The sequence below is a fragment of the Pseudomonas mendocina genome, assembly GCF_900636545.1.
Lineage (GTDB): Bacteria > Pseudomonadota > Gammaproteobacteria > Pseudomonadales > Pseudomonadaceae > Aquipseudomonas > Aquipseudomonas mendocina.
This window is the reverse complement of sequence record NZ_LR134290.1, coordinates 2,560,967-2,580,300: the sequence shown is the minus strand read 5'-3', so window position 1 is coordinate 2,580,300 and position 19,334 is coordinate 2,560,967. Positions and strand designations below refer to the sequence as shown.

General features: G+C 62.1%; 19 protein-coding genes, 4 tRNA genes and 1 pseudogene. 11 read left to right on the top strand and 13 right to left on the bottom strand.

The features are described 5' to 3' along the window. Nucleotides 1-2: 2 nt before the first annotated feature. Complete coding sequence (ubiU, locus tag EL191_RS11895; protein WP_013715527.1) at nt 3-992, bottom strand: ubiquinone anaerobic biosynthesis protein UbiU; 990 nt, start codon at nt 990-992, stop codon at nt 3-5. Nucleotides 993-1,183: 191 nt separating this feature from the next. Here ubiU and EL191_RS11890 point away from each other — a divergent pair, with 191 nt between their 5' ends. Next, on the top strand, nt 1,184-1,420 hold the full coding sequence (locus EL191_RS11890) for a DUF3079 domain-containing protein (protein WP_013715526.1): 237 nt from the start codon (nt 1,184-1,186) through the stop codon (nt 1,418-1,420). Nucleotides 1,421-1,459: 39 nt separating this feature from the next. On the opposite strand, the gene norR is transcribed toward EL191_RS11890, so the two are convergent. After that, entirely contained in the window at nt 1,460-2,989 is a 1,530-nt protein-coding gene (norR, locus tag EL191_RS11885; protein ID WP_041979253.1) for a nitric oxide reductase transcriptional regulator NorR, read from the bottom strand. 137 nt (nt 2,990-3,126) lie between these two features. On the opposite strand from norR, the gene ytfE reads away from it, so the two are divergent. After that, nucleotides 3,127-3,810: an iron-sulfur cluster repair protein YtfE gene (ytfE, locus tag EL191_RS11880; protein ID WP_041979256.1), complete on the top strand. Its 684-nt coding sequence runs from the start codon at nt 3,127-3,129 to the stop codon at nt 3,808-3,810. 66 nt (nt 3,811-3,876) lie between these two features. Here the strand turns inward: ytfE and EL191_RS11875 are convergent, their stop codons facing one another. The 3 genes and pseudogenes from EL191_RS11875 to EL191_RS11860 all read right to left on the bottom strand — a co-directional run bounded on the left by EL191_RS11875 (nt 3,877) and on the right by EL191_RS11860 (nt 8,169). After that, nucleotides 3,877-5,061 (bottom strand): NnrS family protein, encoded by a 1,185-nt coding sequence (locus EL191_RS11875; protein WP_041979258.1) that lies wholly within the window; start codon nt 5,059-5,061, stop codon nt 3,877-3,879. Between the two features lie 107 nt (nt 5,062-5,168). Next, the gene (locus EL191_RS11870; protein WP_041979260.1) at nt 5,169-5,894 is read right to left on the bottom strand and encodes an anaerobic ribonucleoside-triphosphate reductase activating protein; all 726 of its coding nucleotides are present in this window, start codon (nt 5,892-5,894) and stop codon (nt 5,169-5,171) included. A 67-nt stretch (nt 5,895-5,961) separates the two neighbouring features. Continuing rightward, nucleotides 5,962-8,169, bottom strand: a pseudogene (locus EL191_RS11860) (ribonucleoside triphosphate reductase). Nucleotides 8,170-8,382: 213 nt separating this feature from the next. Between EL191_RS11860 and EL191_RS11855 the strand changes: the two are divergent. Together EL191_RS11855 and EL191_RS11850 are read left to right on the top strand one after the other, a co-directional pair. Beyond that, nucleotides 8,383-8,790 (top strand): antitoxin Xre-like helix-turn-helix domain-containing protein, encoded by a 408-nt coding sequence (locus EL191_RS11855; RefSeq protein ID WP_013715519.1) that lies wholly within the window; start codon nt 8,383-8,385, stop codon nt 8,788-8,790. After that, complete coding sequence (locus EL191_RS11850) at nt 8,790-9,485, top strand: RES family NAD+ phosphorylase (RefSeq protein WP_041979267.1); 696 nt, start codon at nt 8,790-8,792, stop codon at nt 9,483-9,485. Before EL191_RS11855 ends, EL191_RS11850 begins: the two co-directional genes overlap by 1 nt. 168 nt (nt 9,486-9,653) lie before the next feature. Here EL191_RS11850 and EL191_RS11845 read toward each other — a convergent pair. The 7 genes from EL191_RS11845 to EL191_RS11815 form a co-directional block, all read right to left on the bottom strand. Beyond that, nucleotides 9,654-9,740 (bottom strand) — tRNA-Leu (locus EL191_RS11845). A 119-nt stretch (nt 9,741-9,859) separates the two neighbouring features. Beyond that, nucleotides 9,860-9,933 (bottom strand) — tRNA-Cys (locus EL191_RS11840). A gap of 38 nt (nt 9,934-9,971) precedes the next feature. Further along, a tRNA-Gly gene (locus tag EL191_RS11835) sits at nt 9,972-10,047 on the bottom strand. Between the two features lie 67 nt (nt 10,048-10,114). After that, nucleotides 10,115-10,675, bottom strand: a complete 561-nt coding sequence (gene pgsA, locus EL191_RS11830; RefSeq protein WP_013715517.1) for a CDP-diacylglycerol--glycerol-3-phosphate 3-phosphatidyltransferase — start codon at nt 10,673-10,675, stop codon at nt 10,115-10,117. Between the two features lie 33 nt (nt 10,676-10,708). After that, nucleotides 10,709-12,532: an excinuclease ABC subunit UvrC gene (uvrC, locus tag EL191_RS11825; protein WP_041979270.1), complete on the bottom strand. Its 1,824-nt coding sequence runs from the start codon at nt 12,530-12,532 to the stop codon at nt 10,709-10,711. A 2-nt stretch (nt 12,533-12,534) separates the two neighbouring features. After that, the gene (gene gacA, locus EL191_RS11820) at nt 12,535-13,179 is read right to left on the bottom strand and encodes a response regulator transcription factor GacA (RefSeq protein ID WP_041769442.1); all 645 of its coding nucleotides are present in this window, start codon (nt 13,177-13,179) and stop codon (nt 12,535-12,537) included. Nucleotides 13,180-13,341: 162 nt separating this feature from the next. Further along, nucleotides 13,342-13,429: transfer RNA gene (locus tag EL191_RS11815), tRNA-Ser, on the bottom strand. A 167-nt stretch (nt 13,430-13,596) separates the two neighbouring features. Between EL191_RS11815 and EL191_RS11810 the strand changes: the two genes are divergently transcribed. The 7 genes from EL191_RS11810 to EL191_RS11780 all read left to right on the top strand — a co-directional run bounded on the left by EL191_RS11810 (nt 13,597) and on the right by EL191_RS11780 (nt 17,847). After that, on the top strand, nt 13,597-14,265 hold the full coding sequence (locus EL191_RS11810; RefSeq protein ID WP_017360873.1) for a Bax inhibitor-1/YccA family protein: 669 nt from the start codon (nt 13,597-13,599) through the stop codon (nt 14,263-14,265). A gap of 134 nt (nt 14,266-14,399) precedes the next feature. Then, nucleotides 14,400-14,792, top strand: a complete 393-nt coding sequence (gene tusD, locus EL191_RS11805) for a sulfurtransferase complex subunit TusD (RefSeq protein ID WP_013715513.1) — start codon at nt 14,400-14,402, stop codon at nt 14,790-14,792. Further along, entirely contained in the window at nt 14,793-15,152 is a 360-nt protein-coding gene (gene tusC / locus EL191_RS11800; RefSeq protein WP_013715512.1) for a sulfurtransferase complex subunit TusC, read from the top strand. Further along, complete coding sequence (gene tusB / locus EL191_RS11795) at nt 15,152-15,451, top strand: sulfurtransferase complex subunit TusB (RefSeq protein ID WP_013715511.1); 300 nt, start codon at nt 15,152-15,154, stop codon at nt 15,449-15,451. Before tusC ends, tusB begins: the two co-directional genes overlap by 1 nt. Then, a complete protein-coding gene (locus EL191_RS11790) occupies nt 15,448-15,783 on the top strand; it encodes a TusE/DsrC/DsvC family sulfur relay protein (protein ID WP_041979273.1) in 336 nt (111 codons plus the stop codon). Before tusB ends, EL191_RS11790 begins: the two co-directional genes overlap by 4 nt. Next, entirely contained in the window at nt 15,780-16,763 is a 984-nt protein-coding gene (locus tag EL191_RS11785; RefSeq protein ID WP_041979276.1) for a glycosyl transferase family protein, read from the top strand. The genes EL191_RS11790 and EL191_RS11785 overlap by 4 nt, the downstream gene beginning before the upstream one ends. An 85-nt stretch (nt 16,764-16,848) precedes the next feature. Further along, a complete protein-coding gene (locus tag EL191_RS11780) occupies nt 16,849-17,847 on the top strand; it encodes a glutathione S-transferase family protein (protein WP_041979278.1) in 999 nt (332 codons plus the stop codon). A gap of 44 nt (nt 17,848-17,891) precedes the next feature. On the opposite strand, the gene cysG is transcribed toward EL191_RS11780, so the two are convergent. Continuing rightward, on the bottom strand, nt 17,892-19,280 hold the full coding sequence (gene cysG / locus EL191_RS11775; protein WP_041979281.1) for a siroheme synthase CysG: 1,389 nt from the start codon (nt 19,278-19,280) through the stop codon (nt 17,892-17,894). Nucleotides 19,281-19,334 lie beyond the last annotated feature (54 nt).

Here is a 19,334-nt window from a genome sequence, read left to right as displayed (position 1 = left end):
CCTCATTGCCAGGATCGATGATAGGCGCCAAGCGTGGTCTGGCTGCCCTCGGACAGCCGCGCCAACTCCTGGCGCCAGCGTTCCTGAACGGCGAAATGGCCAGTTGCATGGGCATCCAGCGCTTCACGCCAGACCCGCGTGACCTGCTCGACATACGCCGGACTGCGCTGGCGTCCTTCGATTTTCACCGCGGCGATGCCCATTCCGGCCAACTGCGGGATCAGATCGATGGTGTTGAGGCTGGTGGGTTCCTCCAGGGCGTGGAAGCGCTGGCCCTCGACCAGGAACCGTCCCTTGCACAGAGTCGGATAGCCCGCCGGCTCGCCCGGCGCATAACGGTCGATCAGCACGCCGCCCAGACGCGAATTCAGGCCCTGGGCATCTTCCTGCCAGCGCACGGCCTTGGCCGGCGAACAGACACCGCACAGATTGGGCGACTCGCCGGTAACGTAGGACGACAGGTGGCAGCGCCCCTCGGCCATGATGCACAGGCTGCCGAAGGCGAAGACCTCCAGCGGCACGCTGCTCTTTTCCGCCACCTGGCGCACTTGGGCCAGTGACAGCACCCGCGGTAGCACCGCGCGGCGGATGTTGTAGCGCTGCTGGTAGAACGCCAGGGCCGCGGCGTTGGTGGCAGACCCCTGCACCGAGAGATGCAGGCTGAGGTCGGGATGATGGCGGCTGGCATATGCCAGCACACCTGGATCGGCGGCAATCAGCGCGTCCACTCCGAGTGCGGCGGCCTGGTCCACGGCGCGCTGCCAGCGCTTCCAGCCCTGCGCCTGGGCGTAGGTGTTGACCGCGACATAGAGCTGGCGGCCGCGCTGACGGATGAGCTGCAAGCCCGTGTCCAGCTGGCGCTCATCCAGATTCAGGCCGGCAAAATGACGGGCATTGGTGTCATCGCGAAAGCCCACGTAGATGGCATCCGCCCCCTGATTCAGCGCGGCCTTGAGGGCGGGAAGACTTCCCGCGGGACAGACCAGATGCATGATTCGACTCCTGCTTCGACAGCGAGGCGCCACTCTAGGCGACGCATCACAGCGGTCGCCTTGACTGCGATCAAGTCGGTCCGGCCGTTTCCTCACGGCGCCGAATGCGCCGAAACTTGATATCGATCAAGGCCGCCACAACTGGCGCCACTAGGCTTGAGAGGACGACAAGCCAGGCAGGAAACGCTGAAATGGCCAAGAAGTTTCCCTTGCACCCGAGCCGCCCTGATCGCATCTGCTGGGGCTGTGATCGCTATTGCCCGGCTGATTCGCTGGCCTGCGGCAATGGCGCAGACCGCACCATGCACCCGGTCGAGATGCTCGGCGACGATTGGTATGAGCATGGCGATTGGGGTATGGATCTGGCAGAGCCGCAAGAGAAAGCGAGTGCCGATATCGCCCAGGTACGCCTGGTGCCGCTGGAATAAAGCTCTTGCGGTCTAGCGCATCTCACCTGCTGTTCGCAATCAAAGAAGGTTCAATCGCCTTGCCAGCTTGCGCAGGTTGCTCGGATCGACGGCCAGCGTCCGTGCAGTGGCGGCCCACTTACCACCATGCTCGCTCAGTGCGTTGCGGATCAGCTCCCGCTGATAGCGATCCACGCTCTGCTGCAGGCTCTCGCTGGCGACCGGGCGCGGCGCTGCAGGGGCACTTGCCGGCAGCGAGACCGGGCCTTCCAGACCCAACCAGGATGCACCGATACTGAGCAAAGCGGTACGCGACTCGGCCTGGCTCAATACCTTGAGCGCAGCCCTGCTGATCACGTGTTCCAGTTCACGCACATTGCCTGGCCAACAATAGCCAAGCAGCGCTTCCTCGGCATCGGCCGCCAGACGCAGGCAGCGCAGGCCCAGGCGCGCGCGGTTTAGCTCGAGAAAGTGCCCGGCCAGCAGCAGGATGTCCCTGCCCCGCTCGCGCAGCGACGGGATGTGTACCGGGTAGACCGACAGACGATGATAGAGGTCGGCCCTGAATCGCCCCTCACGAACCTCTTCCCACAGCCGTCGGTTGGTCGCGGTGATCACCCGGACATCGACATGCCGCGTGCGGTCCGAGCCCAGGCGCTGAATCTCGCCGTTCTGCAGGGCACGCAGCAACTTGGCCTGGATCGACAGCGGCAGCTCACCGATCTCGTCGAGAAACAGCGTGCCGCCGTTGGCGGCCTCGAAGCGCCCGGGCCGATCCTGCGTGGCGCCGGAAAACGCGCCGCGCACATGCCCGAATAGCTCGCTTTCCGCCAGCGTCTCTGGCAGAGCTGCACAATTGACGTACACCAGCGGCTTGCGCGCGCGGGGCGAATGGGCATGCAGCCAACGGGCAAACAATTCCTTGCCGACGCCGGTTTCGCCCTGCAGCAACACCGGCAATTCGGATTCAGCCACCACGCCGAGCTCGTCGAGCAACTGCGTGAGGATTGGGCTATCGCCCAGAATCATGCCCGCCGCCTCGTCACCCTCCTCGCCCGGCTCAGAGCGGACCAGACGCAGGCTGCGAATCTCGTTCTCCAGTCGACAGGTCCGCAGCGCCGCCTCGATCAACAGGCCATAGCGCTGCAGCCGTTCGCCGGCGCGGCGGTCGAAGGTGCCGGGGCGCAAGGCATCGAGCGTCACCGCGCCCCACGTACGACCATCGACCACCAGGCTCATCCCCATGCAGTCGTGCACCGGTAGCGGCTCGTCCGGGCTGTGCTGCAACAAGCCATCGTAAGGATCGGGCAGCTCGCTATCGGCCGGAAACTGTACCGGCGCGCGCTGCTCCATGATCAGTGCCAGACGCGGGTGCCTGGCAACTGCGAAGCTGCGCCCCAGGGTTTCGTGGCTGAGCCCGACCGCAGCCTGAGGTCGCAGATTGTCGCCATCCAGGCGCAATAGCACCACCGCACTGCAGGCGAAGACTTCACGCAGGCTGACCACTAGTCGCTGCAGGCGTACAGCGCTGGGCAACTCGCCTGTCAGGTCGGCGAGCAAGGTGTTCTGCAAGGGAGTGAAATCTACCATTTCGGGTGCCCCGGACCTGATTCATGCCGGGTAGATTAGACCTGTAAGCCGCGCTAGCCCTTGATTGTCGTCAAGTCTTGCCCCGGCACGGTGTTTGCGATGGGCACAGGCACAAACCAGCCTGAAAGGAGCCATGCATGGCCAGCCAACTGCTCGACCACACCCTCGGCCACATCGCCTGCAACATCCCCGGTGCGACCCGGGTTCTCCATGAGTTCCACCTCGATTTCTGCTGCGGCGGCCAGAAAAGCCTTCGCCAGGCAGCACAGGAGCGCGGCATTGATGCCGAACAGGTACAACGACAGCTGCTTTCGCTCGACGGCGAAATAGGGAATGAAGAAGATTGGCGCACGGCGCCGCCAGAGCAACTTATCGATCACATCCTGGAGCGCTACCACGACGTCCATCGCCAGCAGTTGCCGGAGCTGATTCGCCTCGCGGCCCGTGTCGAACAGGTGCACGGCGGCCGCGAGCACTGCCCGCTGGGCCTGACGGATCTGTTGATGAATCTGCTGCAGGAACTGGAAAGCCACATGCAGAAGGAGGAGCAGATCCTCTTTCCGATGATCCAGCGCGGCGGTGGTGTGATGCTGGGTGCGCCGGTTTCGGTAATGCGCTATGAGCATGACCAGCACGGCGATGCCCTGGAGCGTATGGTGGCATTGACCAATGGCATGCAGCCGCCTGCCAACGCCTGCAACACCTGGCGAGCGCTTTACGGCGGGCTGGATGAACTACGCCGCGACCTGATGCAACACATCCATCTGGAAAACAACCTGCTGTTCCCTCGCGCGTTGGGTGAATCGGTCGGCTATCAATAAGCCCCTGCCGCCGCGCGCCCCAAGCAGGAGTGCGCGGCGGCAGTGAGGTCACTTGTTTTCTGGCCCCTAGCCCGGATGACCATCGACACGTGGCCGACACAGCATGGGCCCGTAGCAGTAGAGATATTGTGCAAAGGCCAGGCTCCAGGCCAGGGCTGCCAGCCAGAGCGCCGGCTGGTAGGCGAAGGACACGCCGAAGACCCTGACCAGCGCGGCCAGATTGAGCGCGACGAAGGCGATGGCGAAACCGCGTGGCAACTGCAGCGCCCTTCCCGTATGGCCCAGCGACACCCGTGCCAACATGGCCAGGATCAGGCCGCCCATCGCACCGATGGTCAGCCCATGCAATGCCTGGCTGAAAGCCAGCGCAGCGCCCAGCTGCGACGCCGCAAGCGCAATGCAAGCCACTACCAGCCAGGCATAGGCCAGGTGCAGCGACCACAGCAGCGGCACCCGCAGCAGACCGGCATCGAACCAGCGGTAGAGACGAATCCCGTGCCCCAGCCCCAGAGCCAGCGGCAGGATCGTGCCGAGCCAATGAGGCTGCAGCAGCAGTCCGGCAGCGGTGAGCACTGCCATTAGCACATTGCCGACCAGCAGGGCCACATCCAGCCAGACCCAGGGCTGTACTGCCTCTGTCCGGCCCAGCCCGCGTTGGGTGAAGAAGGGAATCACCCGCCCGCCGATCACTGTCATCATCGCGGCCACCAGCCAGATGGCCGTCAGGCAGCCCTGGCGTTGCCAGGACTCGTGCCCGAACACCACGCCGAGCAGACTGAGCAGATCCGCCGCAGCCAGCAACGCCAGCACCAGTACGATCGGGTAATTGCGTCGCTGACGCACCGCCCAGAGCAGCCGGGCCATGACTACCGCGACCGCGAGTAGAAACGCCACGTTGGCCACCAGCAGCAACCAGGACGAAGGCAGCCACCAGCTCAGACGCCCCAGCAACCAGAGTGCGGCCAGCCAGGCCAGTGGTCTGCCCGACAGGCTCGGTCGCCCCGTCCAGGTCTGCACCGCCGTCAGCAGGAAGCCCGCGATGATGGCCCCGGCGAAGCCGAACGTCTGCTCGTGGCGGTGCCAGGCCAGCCAACCACCCTGTGGCTCGGCGATAGGGCCGCCGTAGAGCGCCATGATCCACAGCGGCACGGCCAATACGGCCAGTCCCGCGCCGAACAGAAAGAATGGGCGAAAGCCCAGGCGCAGGATCGCCGGAATGGCCAGGGCCTTGCGCTTATCGGTAATCAGCATGTTGTCTCCTCCCCCGCCCGGATCGAGGCACAGGGGTTACTAGAATGTCGGGGCCTTGGTGGTCGAGCGGTCCCCGGGGTATTTCCGACACTCTTTCAGCCATTGGCCTAGGCCGCGCGCAGTTCAAAACGTTCGAACAGTTGCTCGAAGTAAGGCCAGAGCTCTGCCGCCTGCGGTGGTGTGGCAGCAGTGCCCAACTGCTCGTCGAGCATCCGCTGCGAGCGAGCCAGCTGCACTGCGAAGCGGCGTACGCCTTGAGCCGCCAGGCGTTCGCCCAGACGTCGCAGGTGCCGGCAATCGAACAGGTCCCAATGCACCGTGGTGCGGCATTCGTAGCTCACACCGCTGGCCAGCAGCAGCTCCAGGCTTTTCCAGTTGGCCTGGCCGCTGCCGCTGACGCCGGTGATCAGGGCCGACTCTTCCTCCAATGCCTTGACGTCGAAACCGACCCAGTTGCAATGCGCCAGTGCGCGTCCGAACGAAGCCGGTTTGATCCCGGCGCTGTGCAAGCCGACCTTGAAACCCAGTTCGCGTACCCGACGCATGGCCGACGGCAACGCTAGCTGCAGGGTAGCCTCGCCACCGGAAAACACCACCGCCTGCAGCAGTCCCTGGCGCTGCTGCAGGAAATCCAACACCTTGGCCCAGCTCCATTCGGCGTTCGTTGCACCGCAGCGGATCAGCTCCGGGTTGTGGCAATAGCGGCAGCGCCATGCGCAGCCCTGGCAGAACAGCACGCAGGCCAGGTGATCGGGGTAGTCGAGGGTCGTCATCGGCTGCAGCCCACCAATGCGCAACGCCTGGCGGGCTGGATGCAAGGGAGATGGAGGCATGGCCGTCACTCCAGGAATGAAGATGGCGAAGTCCGGGCCATCGTAATGGCCCGGACTCACGGCGCAATCAACGTGGCTCGACGAAATGACGGCGCTCGCGATGCTCGGACTGCTTGCCCAGGTTGAAGGCCGTCACTGGCCGGTGATAGCCCATCACCCGGGTCCAGACCTCGCAGCGCTGCCGCTGGGCTTCGGGAAGTTTCAGTTGTGCGTTCATGGTGTCGCTCCTTGTGGTGGTTAGTGCTGGATGAGGTCCTCATCCGCCGCAGGCGCCGCAGCACTGCTGTTTTTGCAGCAGTACCTCGTCGCACTTTGGGCAAAACTCATGTTCACCAGCCAGGTAACCGTGCACCGGGCAGATGGAGAAGGTCGGGGTGATGGTCAGGTACGGCAGGCGGAAGCGCGACAGCGCCGTGCGCACCAGTTGTTTGCAGGCCTGCGCCGAAGAAATCCGCTCAGCCATGTACAGGTGCAGCACGGTGCCGCCGGTGTACTTACATTGCAGCTCGTCCTGCAGGGCCAAGGCTTCGAAGGGATCGTCAGTGAAGCCGACTGGCAGTTGCGAGGAGTTGGTGTAGTAAGGCGCATCGACCGTCCCAGCGTGGAGGATGTCGGGGAAACGCTTCTGGTCCTCCTTGGCGAAACGGTAGGTAGTGCCCTCGGCCGGCGTGGCTTCGAGGTTGTAGAGATGGCCACTGCGTTCCTGGAACTGCACCAGGCGCGCCCGCACATGATCGAGCACCTGCAGCGCCAGCTCACGCCCCAGCTCGGTGTGCATGCCTTCGCGGTCGCCGGTGAAGTTGCGTAGCATTTCGTGCAGGCCGTTCACACCAATGGTGGAGAAGTGATTGCGCAGCGTGCCCAGGTAGCGCCGCGTGTAGGGATAGAGCCCTGCATCCATGTGGTGCTGAATGACCTTGCGTTTGACCTCCAGGCTTTCGTACGCCATGTCCAGCAGCGCATCCAGGCGCTGTAGCAGGCCGGGCAGATCCTGCCGATGGCGATAGCCGAGGCGCGCGCAGTTGATGGTCACCACGCCAAGGGACCCCGTCTGCTCCGCTGAGCCGAACAGCCCGTTGCCGCGTTTCAGTAGCTCACGCACGTCCAGTTGCAGGCGGCAGCACATCGAGCGCACCTGATTAGGCTGCATGTCCGAATTGAGGAAGTTCTGGAAGTACGGCAAGCCATAGCGCGCGGTCATGTCGAACAGACGCGTGGCGTTGTCGCTGTCCCAGGGGAAGTCGTGGGTGATGTTGTAGGTCGGGATCGGGAAGGTGAACACCCGCCCTTTCGCGTCGCCGGCCATCATGACCTCGATGTAGGCGCGGTTGATCAGCTCCATCTCGTCCTGCAGGTCGCCGTAGCAGAACGACATCTCCTGGCCACCGATCACCGGCACCTGCTCACGCAGGTCCTCGGGGCAGACCCAGTCGAAGGTCAGGTTGGTGAAAGGCGTCTGTGTCCCCCAGCGCGACGGCACGTTGAGGTTGTAGATGAACTCCTGAATGGCCTGGCGGATTTCGTCGTAGGTCAGACCGTCCTTGCGCACGAAAGGCGCGAGGTAGGTATCGAACGAGCTGAACGCCTGAGCGCCGGCCCATTCGTTCTGCAGGGTCCCGAGGAAGTTGACCATCTGCCCCAGCGCGCTGGACAGATGCTTGGGCGGCCCCGCCTCGACCCGCCCCGCGATGCCATTGAAACCCTCATGCAGCAGCGTGCGCAGCGACCAACCCGCGCAGTATCCGGCCAGCATGTCGAGGTCATGGATGTGCAGGTCGGCCTCACGGTGTGCCCGGCCGACCTCCTCGCTGTATACCTCGTCCAGCCAGTAGTTGGCCGTCACCTTGCCGGATACGTTGAGAATCAGCCCACCCAGTGAATAGCCCTGGTTGGCGTTGGCCTGCACCCGCCAATCCTCGCGCGACAGGTATTCGTTCATCGACGCCGCTACATCGATCAGGTGTTTGCGGTCGCGCCGCAGACGACCATGCCGCTCGCGATAGACGATGTAGGCGCGTGCGGTCTGATAGTAACCGGCCTCCATCAGCACCTGCTCGACCCGATCCTGAACCTGCTCCACGTCCAGGCTGCGGAACTCCGTCAGACGTGCCAGCACCGCGTCGGAGAGCGCCTTGGCCTCAATCGCCGCGAATTCCCCAGTGGCCTGGCCAGCAGCAGTGATCGCACGCTCTATCTTGGCGCCCTCGAAAGGCACCTCCTGGCCGTCGCGCTTGAACAACGACTGCGGTCGATATGGGACACGCTCCTTATACACTCAGCACCTCCTGGCACATCATCTAGTTTAAAGATCAGACTAAGAACACAAGATGATGTGGAATCTACGCTTCGAGGGCCGGTTTAAAATTGACCGTGATCAAGTTTGTCGGGCGCTGACGCTGACCTCTCTTCGTTCGGGAAAGTAAGCAAATTTAATCTGCAGATTAAAATATGCTATAAATTTATCTGCAGACACAAAGAAGGGTTCTATATGACTGCTACAGCCCTCCAGCTTCAGGACTTCTCGAAAAGCCAGTGCGCAGCCGGTCTGCGCGCGGCGTTGAACATTCTCGACAAGTGGAAGGCCTCGGCCGAGCAGGCCTGCCGAGTGCTACGAATTTCCCGCAGCACCTACGCCCGTGCCAGCCAGAAGGACTCGTCGTGGACGGTGAGCCTGGATTCCGATCAGATGCAGCGCATCAGCCTGGTGCTGAATATCCATGCCGCATTGCGCGTGATGTTCGACAACCCCGATAACGTCTATGGCTTTGCCCTGATGGAGAATCACAACGAGTTCTTCAACGGTCGCACGCCAATGGAAGTCATGGCGCAAGGCGACATGATCTCGCTGTACGAGACGTTCCGGCGCATCGACACACTGCGAGGTGCTCAGTGGTAATGCTCAGCGACCTGCCGCTGCTGGAGGATGAGCCGGTACAAGCCTATCGCCTGGTCAACTCCAAGTTCCCGCCCATCGCCCTGTTCGATGACGTCGCCGACGCAGAGGACTTCGAAGCCCTCTATCAGATCCAGGCGCTGACCAATCCAAGGCTGCAGAACGAGATTGGTCGCCTGGAGCTGATCCCGCGTGATCAGATTCCCTTCGGCATTGCTGGCTGCTCGTACGCGACGGCCCCCTTCACCCACGTCAACCCTGCCGGATCGCGCTTCAGCAACGGCAGCTTCGGCGTGCTGTACCTGGCGGACAGGATGGATACCGCGATTGCCGAGGTGTGCTACCACCAGGAAAGCTACTGGTCGAAGGTGCCGGAGCTCAATTATGAGCGCTTCGTCTTCAGAGGGCTGACAGCCAACTTCAACGAAACGGGGTTGAGAGACGCGACGGTCGTGCCACTATCCGACCCGATCTATGCGCCGAGCGACTACTCCCACTCCAACCAGCTCGGGGCCGAGGTCAAAAGCGCAGGATGCATGGGCCTGCGCTATCACTCGGTTCGCTCTGCCGGCAATATCTGCTGGGCACTGATGACGCCGCGGCCAGTGGCTTCAATCATCCAGAGCGCGCATTACGAAATGATCTGGAGCGGCCAGGTGATCAGCGTCAATCAGATCACGACGTTGATTGGCACCTAGGTTTGCCGGATATAGACAAGCAGAACGCCTTAGCCGTCATTAACCCGCGCCAAACACTTTTCGCCGATTTCAGAATGGGAAATAAGAGACAGCCATAAATGACAAAACCGGCCAGAGTGCCGATTGGATGAGTTTCGTAGACTTGTAGGCCAGCTAGAAACAGATGAATGGTGCCCGAAGCCGGACTCGAACCGGCACGCCATTGCTGGCGAGAGATTTTAAGTCTCCTGCGTCTACCGATTTCGCCATTCGGGCGGTAGCGCTGTGCGAAGGGCGGACTATATACAGCCCTCCGCGTCCTCGCAAGGCATGCAAAGCGCACTAGCGAGAATGAAAAAGGCCTCGTAAATCATTGATCTACGAGGCCTTTTGATTGGAGGCTGAGGTCGGAATCGAACCGGCGTTCACGGATTTGCAATCCGGTGCATAACCACTCTGCAACTCAGCCATGAAGCAAACGAGCCGCCTTGGCGACTCGTGTAAAACTGGAGCGGGAAACGAGACTCGAACTCGCGACCCCGACCTTGGCAAGGTCGTGCTCTACCAACTGAGCTATTCCCGCTTGTCTTGTCGACGGGCGCCATTCTATAGAATCGAATCGTGCCGTCAACCCTTTGATTCAAAAATACTTATTTCTTTTCCGAGGTGGTGCTGAGGTGCGGCCAGGCAGCCAGCAGGTACTGCAGCATCGACCACAATGTCAGCACCGCCGCGATCACCAGCAGGATGTATCCGACCACGACCCAGAAGGTGAACACAGGCGGATTGCCCAGCAGGATGACCAGGGCCAGCATCTGCGCCGCGGTTTTCCATTTACCGAGATTGGATACCGCCACATGTGCCCGAGCCCCCAGCTCGGCCATCCACTCGCGCAAGGCAGAGACGACGATCTCGCGGCCGATGATGGTCGCAGCCGCCAGGGTCAGCCACAGATTGGAATGCTCCGCAGCCAGCAGCACCAACGCCACGGCCACCATCAGTTTGTCGGCTACCGGGTCGAGGAAGGCGCCGAACGGCGTGCCCTGCTCCCAGCGGCGTGCCAGATAGCCGTCGAGCCAGTCGGTCACGGCGGCAACGGCGAAGACGCCGCTGGCCGCCCAGTAGCTCCAGGAGAACGGCAGATAGAACAGCAGGATGAAGACCGGAATCAGTGCGACCCGGAGCACGGTAAGCAAGTTGGGGATATTCATCGGCACAACTAGGCTGCGAAATGAACGGGCATTCTACTCACTGTGCAGAGTGTCATAAATCAACTCGGCGAGCTTTTTACTGATTCCGGGCGCTTTGGCGATTTCTTCGGCGCTGGCGCGGGACAGCTCCTGCAGACCGCCGAAGTGATTGAGCAGCTCACGTCGCCGCTTCGGACCGATCCCAGCGACCTCTTCCAGCGTCGAAGTACGCCGCGTCTTGCCTCGGCGTGCGCGGTGCCCAGTGATCGCGAAGCGGTGTGATTCGTCACGAATCTGCTGGATCAGGTGCAGCGCCGGTGAATTGCCGGGCAAGGTGAACTCATGCTCGGCGTCGTTTAGGTAGAGCACTTCGAGGCCAGGTTTGCGCGTCGTGCCCTTGGCCACGCCAAGCAGGATCAGGTCCGGCACCGCCAGCTCCTGCAGCACCTCGCGGGCCATGGCCAGTTGGCCCTTGCCGCCGTCGACCAGCAGCACGTCTGGCAGTTTGCCTTCGCCATCCTTGATCTTGCTGAAACGGCGTGTCAGGGCCTGGTGCATGGCGGCGTAGTCATCGCCGGCAGTCACGCCCTCGATATTGAAGCAACGATAATCGGATTTCAGCGGGCCCTCGGGGCCGAACACCACGCAGGAAGCGACAGTCGCCTCGCCGCTGGAGTGACTGATATCGAAGCACTCCATGCGCTGCGGCGGTTCGTCCATTTCCAGCACGGTCGCCAGCGCCTCGAAGCGCTCTGCCAGATGCTGCCGATTGGCCAGTCTCGCAGCCAGTGCCTGTTCCGCATTGGTGACCGCCAGTTGCTGCCAACGAGCGCGGGTGCCACGCACGCGCAAGCTGATGCTGATGCTGCGCCCGCGCAGCGATTCGATGGCCTCGATCAACGTGGCGAAGTCTTCATGCTGCACGTTGACGATCAACTCGCTGGGCAGGTCTCGCTCGGCGTTGCCCAAATAGTACTGGGCGAGGAAGGCCATCAGCACATCGCCCCCCTCCTCCTCGATCGCCACCTGCGGAAAGAAATTCTTGCTGCCCAGCACGCGGCCGCCACGCACGCTGATCAGGTGCACACATGCGCCGCCCGGCGTGAGCATCACAGCGACCACATCGACATCGCCGGTGCCACCTTCCATGCTCTGCTGGTCCTGTACGCGACGCAGCATGGCGATCTGGTCGCGCAGTTCGGCGGCGCGTTCGAACTCCAGGGCCATGGAGGCCTTCTCCATGCTGGCGGAGAGTTCTTCGCTCAATGCATTGCTGCGACCATCGAGGAACATCACCGAATGACGCACGTCTTCGGCGTACTCCTCCGGGCTGACCAGACCGACGCAGGGGCCCTTGCAGCGCTTGATCTGGTACTGCAGGCAGGGGCGCGTACGGTTCTTGTAGTAACTGTCCTCGCACTGACGAACCAGAAAGGTCTTCTGCAGCAGGCTCAAGCTCTCGCGAATCGCCAGGGCGCTGGGGTAAGGACCGAAATAGCGCCCCTTGGCCTTCTTCGCGCCGCGGTGAATACCGAGGCGCGGGAATTCACCATCGGAGAGGAACACATAGGGATAGGACTTATCGTCGCGCAGCAGGATGTTGTACGGCGGCCGCCATTCCTTGATCAGCGTCTGCTCGAGCAGCAGCGCCTCGGTCTCGTTGGCGGTAATGGTCGTTTCGATCTGCGCGATGCGGGCTACCAGAGCGGCGGTCTTGGGTGCCTGGCCAGTCTTGCGGAAATAACTGGAGAGACGCTTCTTGAGGTTCTTCGCCTTGCCGACGTAAAGCAGCCTGCCCTCGCCATCGAACATGCGATAGACACCAGGACGGCCGCTGCAGGTCGCCAGGAAGGCACTCGAATCGAAGGAAGCGGACATCTTCAGCTGACGGCGTCGACCATGCCGTGGCGTACCGCAAGCAGGGCCAGCTCGACGTCGCTGGTGATGGAGAGTTTCTCGAAGATGCGGTAACGATAGGTATTGACCGTCTTCGGCGACAGGCACAGCTTGTCCGAGATGTTCTGCACCTTGTGGCAGTTGGCGATCATCAGCGCGATCTGGATTTCGCGTTCGGATAGAAGATCGAACGGCGAACCACTGGTTTGCGGCTGGAAGGATTTCAGCGCCAGTTGCTGGGCGATTTGCGGGTCGATGTAGCGCTGGCCGGCAAACACCAGGCGAATGGCTTGCACCATTTCATCCAGCGCCGCGCCCTTGGTCAGATAACCAGCGGCGCCGGCCTGCAGCAGGCGAGTCGGGAATGGATCTTCCTCGCATACGGTGACAGCGACGACCTTGATGTCGGGGTGGCTGCGCATCAGTTTGCGGGTGGCCTCCAGACCGCCGATGCCGGGCATCTTGACGTCCATCAGAACGACGTCGGGCTTGAGTTCGCGAACCTTGAGCAGGGCTTCTTCGCCGGTGCAGGCTTCACCTACGACTTGCAGACCTTCGATGTCAGCCAGCATGCGGGTGATGCCCGTGCGAACCAGATCGTGATCGTCGACAACCAAGACCCTAATCAATCGCCACCTCGTTGCACCTTGTCAGCCACCGTGCACGACGGTGAGGTTGAACTTGCCGGCCACCTTAGCAAAAAGCCAGACACTGACCTAGCTTGGCGCATAGCAGTCAAAAAGAAAGCGCCAGATTACGGTCAGATATCGCATCAAGGCAATATGGAAAATTGGCGGAAGCGGTGAGATTCGAACTCACGGATAGTTGCCCATCGACGGTTTTCAAGACCGTTGCCTTAAACCACTCGGCCACGCTTCCAAATTCTTGAGTTGCGGAGGCTGGTGCTCAAGCCTCTGCAGTAGTGCGGGCGGCAATCTTACCCGAACGCAACACACTGTCAAACTCTCTGTCTTGGCACCTCGACTGGCTCTGTTATGATCCGGTGCATTCGAATAACGGAATCCTTGTGTCACAGGAGCGTTGCCATGCAAGAGCGAGACTACGTACTAAATCATTCGCAGACCGACCAGCTGGAAGTCAGCAAGGTATTGCGCAACACCTATGGCCTGCTGGCAATCACCCTGGCCTTCAGTGGCCTGGTCGCCTTTCTCAGCCAGCGCGCCAACGTGCCCTACCCGAACTTCTTCGTGGTACTGATCGGCTTCTACGGTTTGTTCTTCCTCACCTACAAGCTGCGCGATTCGGCTTGGGGCCTGGTTTCCACCCTCGCCCTGACTGGTTTCATGGGCTACACCCTCGGCCCGATCCTCAACCGTTACTTGGGCATGGCCAACGGGGCCGAGGTGATCAGCTCGGCGTTCTCCATGACCGCGCTGGTGTTCTTCGGCCTGTCCGCCTATGTGCTGACTACCCGCAAGGACATGAGCTTCCTCAGCGGCTTCATTACCGCGGGCTTCTTCGTCCTGCTCGCTGCCGTTCTGGCCAGTTTCTTCTTCCAGATCAGCGGCCTGCAGCTGGCGATCAGTGCCGGCTTCGTGCTGTTCTCCTCGGTCTGCATCCTGTTCCAGACCAGCGCCATCATCCATGGCGGTGAACGCAACTACATCATGGCCACCATCAGCCTGTACGTTTCGATCTACAACCTGTTCGTCAGCCTGCTGCAGATCTTCGGCATCATGGGCGGCGACGACTGATCACGGTTCGTCCCCCTTAGAGCCCGCTTCGGCGGGCTTTTTCTTGCGCGCTTGTTTGTCCTGCCGCAGTGATCCTTTGTTTGCCGGGCACCCTGGCTTTATCATTGCCGCAGTTTTACCTCGCCGGACACCCCATGAAGTTTGCCATTGCCCTGTTCGCCGCCCCTCACCAGCCTGCCTCACGTCGCGCGCTGCGCTTTGCCCAGGCCGCATTGGCCGGCGGCCATGAGATCGTTCGCCTGTTCTTCTATCAGGACGGCGTGCACAGTGCTGCCAGCAATGTCGTGAGCCCGCAGGACGAGCTGGACCTGCCCCGAGAGTGGCGCGAGTTCGTCACAAGCAACGGGCTGGACGCCGTGGTGTGCATCGCCGCGGCACTGCGTCGCGGTGTGCTGAACACTGAAGAGTCACGGCGCTATGCACGCCCAGCAGCCAACCTGGAGGCACCATGGGAGCTTTCCGGCCTCGGCCAGTTGCATGAAGCGGCGCAACAGGCTGACCGACTGATCTGCTTCGGAGGCCACTGAATGAACAAGTCGCTCTTGATCATCAGCCGCCAGGCCCCATGGAGCGGCCCCGGCGCACGCGAGGCATTGGACATCGCCCTGGCTGGCGGCGCTTTCGATCTGCCCATTGGCATGCTGTTTCTCGATGACGGCGTCTTTCAGCTCTGCGCCGGGCAGCAACCTAGTCGACTGCAACAGAAAGACCTCGGCGCCAATCTGCAGGCACTCCCCATGTTCGGCGTAGAGAATCTGTACGCTAGCCAGCGCAGCCTGGTCGAACGCGGTCTTGGCGATAGCGAATTGAATCTGGCGATAGAGCGCCTCGACGACAACGCGCTGACCGCCCTCCTCAATCGTTACGACCAGGTGATCACCCTCTGATGGCCACCCTGCATGTTCTTTCCCACTCCCCATTCGCCGACAGCCGTCTGGCCAGTTGCCTGCGCCTGCTGGGTGCTGACGACGCGCTGTTGCTCAGCGGTGACGCGGTGTATGCCCTACAACCCGGCACCGCCAACCTGCAGGCGCTGCAACTGATGCCCGCCAGAGTCGCGCTCTACGCACTGGATGAAGACCTCGCCGCCCGCGGCCTGCAGGCCTGCGGGCGCGTTCAGTCCGTGGATTACCCGACATTCGTCGAACTCTGCACCCGCTACGCAAAGGTCAACAGCTGGCTATGAGTACGCTTAACGTCGGCGGACGTGATATCGCCCTGGACAAGGATGGCTACCTCATCGACCTGCAGGACTGGTCGCGCCCCGTTGCCGAGGCGCTTGCCGCCGCCGAAGAGCTGCAACTGAGCGATGAGCACTGGGAAATTCTCGACCTGTTGCGCGCCTTCTATGACGAATTCCAGCTGTCACCGGCCAACCGTCCGCTGATCAAGTACGTGGCCCTGAAACTCGGGCCAGACAAGGGCAACGGCCTGCACCTCAATCGCCTGTTCAAGGGCACCCCCGCCAAACTCGCCGCCAAGCTCGCCGGCCTGCCGAAACCGACCAACTGCCTATGAACCTGATCACGCCCGAAGAACACCCTTTCGCCCAGTTCGTGCGCATTCTCGGCAAGGGCAAACGCGGTGCACGCGGGCTGACACGCGACGAAGCCCGCGAAGCCATGGGCATGCTGCTCGATGGCAAGGTCGAGGACGCCCAGCTCGGCGCCTTCCTGATGCTACTGCGGCACAAGGAGGAAAGCGCAGAGGAGCTCGCCGGTTTCACCGAAGCCATCCGCCCGCGGCTGGCTGCACCCACCATCCAGGTCGATCTGGACTGGCCCAGCTACGCCGGCAAAAAGCGCCATCTGCCCTGGTATCTGCTGGCCGCCAAGGCGTTGGCCGCCAGCGGCGTGCGCATCTTCATGCACGGCGGTGGCGCGCATACTGCCGGGCGCCTTTATACCGAGCAACTACTGGCAAAACTGGATATCGCCTACTGCCGTGATTGGCAGAATGTGGCGGTTGCGCTCGATCAGCACGGCCTAGCCTACAGCTACCTGGGTGATTGGATGCCGGCACTGCAACACATGATCGACTTGCGCAATACCCTCGGCCTGCGCTCACCCATTCATTCCCTGGCGCGCGTGATCAACCCACTCGGCGCCCGCTGCGGATTGCAGAGCATCTTTCACCCTGGCTATCAGGCCGTGCACCGCGAGGCCAGTCGCCTGCTGGGCGATGAAGCCATCGTGATCAAGGGCGAAGGTGGCGAGATCGAAGTCAACCCTGATGCGGCCTGCCATCTGTATGGCACGCGGAACGGCAAGGATTGGGACGAGGAATGGCCAGCGCTCTCGGCACAGCGTCACGTCAAGCCCGAACGGCTCGACACAGACATGCTGGGGGCGTTCTGGCGCGGCGAGCATGAGGATGCCTACGGGCGCCTGGCAGTGATCGCCACCATGGCGACCGCGCTGCGCGGATTGGGCGTGGCCCGCAATGAGGCTTTCCAACAGGCGCAACACCGCTGGGATGCACGCCTTCAATCGAATTGATCGATTCTTTAAGCCAGCTTTTTCCACCTTTCAATCGACTTCATGTCGCTAGACTTCAGGTTCATTCTGAACGGAGGCAAGCGCTATGGGCTTGTTGATCGATGGGCGCTGGCACGACCAGTGGTATGACACCGGCAACAGTGGCCGCTTCCAGCGCGAGAGCGCACAACGCCGCAACTGGGTGACCGCTGATGGCAGCGCCGGACCGAGTGGCGATGGCGGCTTCAAGGCCGAGGCCGGGCGTTATCACCTGTACGTTTCTCTGGCCTGCCCGTGGGCTCATCGCACGCTGATCCTGCGCAAGCTCAAGGGGCTGGAATCCCTGATCGACGTATCGATAGTCAGTTGGCTGATGCGTGAGCAAGGCTGGACCTTCGATCGCGACACCGGCTCCAGCGGTGATCACCTCGACAACCTGAGCTACATGCACCAGCGCTACACCGCCGATGACCGTCACTACACCGGCCGCGTCACCGTACCCGTGTTGTGGGACAAGCAGAGCGGCGGCATCGTCAGCAACGAATCGGCGGAGATCATCCGCATGTTCAACAGTGCATTCGATGGCCTGACCGGCAACACCCTGGACTTCTACCCCGAGCCGTTACGCGAGCGTATCGACGACCTCAACGAGCGTATCTACCCGGCAGTGAACAATGGTGTCTATCGCGCCGGCTTCGCCACGACCCAGGAAGCTTATGAGGAAGCCTTCGACGAGCTGTTCGCCATGCTCGACGAGCTGGAAGCGCTGCTAGACAGCGACCGCTACCTGGCAGGCGAATACCTGACCGAAGCGGACATCCGCCTTTTCACCACGCTGATTCGCTTCGACGCCGTCTATCACGGGCACTTCAAGTGCAACCTGCGGCGCATCGAGGACTACCCGAACCTGTCCAACTGGCTGCGCGAGCTGTACCAATGGCCAGGCATCGCCGAGACGGTGGACTTCACTCACATCAAGTCGCACTACTACGCCAGCCACGCCACCATCAATCCGACCGGCGTGATTCCCAAGGGGCCGCAACAGGACTTCACGCGCGCATATGATCGCCAGCGCCTGCCGGGCAAAGGTGTATTCAAGCGTTGATGGCGATGACTGAAGCCTCGCAAAGGGGCTTCAGTCTCGCTGCGTCAGATGCTGCTCTGAGCGCCTTCGAACCAGGCCAGCTTGTCACGTAGCGTCACTACCTCCCCGACTATCACCAGGGTAGGCGCGTGCACTTCGTGTTCGGCCACCAGCTCCGGCAGGGTATCCAGCGTGCCAGTGAAGACGCGCTGATTCTGCGTGGTGCCCTGTTGCACCAATGCCGCGGGCGTTGCACCTGAGCGGCCGTGCGCGATCAGTTGCTCACAGATGCCCGGCAGCCCTACCAGGCCCATGTAGAACACCAGCGTCTGACCGGGCGCGACAAGATCCTTCCATGGCAGATTACTGCTGCCGTCCTTCAGGTGACCGGTAACGAAACGCACCGACTGCGCGTGGTCGCGATGGGTCAGCGGAATGCCCGCATAGGCTGCACAGCCCGACGCGGCGGTGATGCCCGGCACGACCTGGAACGGAATCCCCTCAACCGCCAGTTGCTCGATCTCCTCGCCGCCACGGCCGAATATGAACGGATCGCCGCCCTTAAGACGCAGCACACGCTTGCCCTGGCGCGCCAGATCGATCAGAAGTTGGTTGATCTGCTCCTGTGGCACAGCGTGATCGGCGCGGCGCTTGCCGACGTAGATGCGTTCGGCATCGCGCCGGCACAGCTCGATGATCGCAGGCGCCACCAAACGGTCGTAGAGCACCACATCGGCCTGCTGCATCAGTCGCAGGGCACGGAAGGTCAGCAAATCCGGATCCCCCGGACCTGCGCCGACCAGGTACACCTCACCCAGCGCACGCGGCGCAGCCCCAGCCAACCGCTCTTCCAGCAGGCGCTCGGCCTCGTGCGGCTTGCCGGAGAAAACGCTCTCGGCAATCTGGCCCTGGAAAACATCCTCCCAGAACACCCGGCGTTGCTGCACATCGGGAAACAGCTGCTTGACCCGTTCCCGGAAGCGCTTGCCCAGGTTAGCCAGCTGGCCGTAGGTAGCCGGAATCCAGGTTTCGATCTTGGCGCGGATCAGCCTGGCCAGTACCGGAGCATCGCCGCCACTGCTGACAGCGACGATCAGTGGCGAGCGATCGACGATAGCGGGAAAGATCACGCTACACAGCGCCGGCGCATCCACCACGTTGACCGGAATACCCAGCGCCTGGGCCTCAGCGGAAATCCGAGCATTGAGCGGAACGTCATCGGTGGCAGCGATGACCAGGGATACCCCCTGCAAATCGCCACTCGCGTAGCCGCGCAGGAAGATGCCGTCGGGGCCGGCAAGCTCCTGCAGCTCGCTACGAATATCCGGCGCGACAACGCGCAGACGAGCCCCGGCATCGCTTAGCAGTCGTGCCTTGCGCAGCGCGACTTCGCCACCGCCGATCACCAGTACCGAGCGATCCTGCAGCTTGTGGAACAGCGGAAGGAATTGCATGAATCACACCTCGTAAGAGGAAGGTGAGCGGCAAGCTTTAGGGGGCGCCGTGCG

Bases quoted from the DNA above. Each gene is read 5' to 3' on its own strand.
- EL191_RS11780 (WP_041979278.1), top strand. From the start codon at position 16,849: ATGGGCTTGTTGATCGATGGGCGCTGGCACGACCAGTGGTATGACACC.
- tusC (WP_013715512.1), top strand. From the start codon at position 14,793: ATGAACAAGTCGCTCTTGATCATCAGCCGCCAGGCCCCATGGAGCGGC.
- EL191_RS11890 (WP_013715526.1), top strand. From the start codon at position 1,184: ATGGCCAAGAAGTTTCCCTTGCACCCGAGCCGCCCTGATCGCATCTGC.
- EL191_RS11855 (WP_013715519.1), top strand. From the start codon at position 8,383: ATGACTGCTACAGCCCTCCAGCTTCAGGACTTCTCGAAAAGCCAGTGC.
- EL191_RS11790 (WP_041979273.1), top strand. From the start codon at position 15,448: ATGAGTACGCTTAACGTCGGCGGACGTGATATCGCCCTGGACAAGGAT.
- EL191_RS11785 (WP_041979276.1), top strand. From the start codon at position 15,780: ATGAACCTGATCACGCCCGAAGAACACCCTTTCGCCCAGTTCGTGCGC.
- EL191_RS11875 (WP_041979258.1), bottom strand. From the start codon at position 5,061: ATGCTGATTACCGATAAGCGCAAGGCCCTGGCCATTCCGGCGATCCTG.
- tusB (WP_013715511.1), top strand. From the start codon at position 15,152: ATGGCCACCCTGCATGTTCTTTCCCACTCCCCATTCGCCGACAGCCGT.
- pgsA (WP_013715517.1), bottom strand. From the start codon at position 10,675: ATGAATATCCCCAACTTGCTTACCGTGCTCCGGGTCGCACTGATTCCG.
- EL191_RS11810 (WP_017360873.1), top strand. From the start codon at position 13,597: ATGCAAGAGCGAGACTACGTACTAAATCATTCGCAGACCGACCAGCTG.
- tusD (WP_013715513.1), top strand. From the start codon at position 14,400: ATGAAGTTTGCCATTGCCCTGTTCGCCGCCCCTCACCAGCCTGCCTCA.
- EL191_RS11870 (WP_041979260.1), bottom strand. From the start codon at position 5,894: ATGCCTCCATCTCCCTTGCATCCAGCCCGCCAGGCGTTGCGCATTGGT.
- EL191_RS11850 (WP_041979267.1), top strand. From the start codon at position 8,790: ATGCTCAGCGACCTGCCGCTGCTGGAGGATGAGCCGGTACAAGCCTAT.
- cysG (WP_041979281.1), bottom strand. From the start codon at position 19,280: ATGCAATTCCTTCCGCTGTTCCACAAGCTGCAGGATCGCTCGGTACTG.
- ubiU (WP_013715527.1), bottom strand. From the start codon at position 992: ATGCATCTGGTCTGTCCCGCGGGAAGTCTTCCCGCCCTCAAGGCCGCG.
- ytfE (WP_041979256.1), top strand. From the start codon at position 3,127: ATGGCCAGCCAACTGCTCGACCACACCCTCGGCCACATCGCCTGCAAC.
- uvrC (WP_041979270.1), bottom strand. From the start codon at position 12,532: ATGTCCGCTTCCTTCGATTCGAGTGCCTTCCTGGCGACCTGCAGCGGC.
- norR (WP_041979253.1), bottom strand. From the start codon at position 2,989: ATGGTAGATTTCACTCCCTTGCAGAACACCTTGCTCGCCGACCTGACA.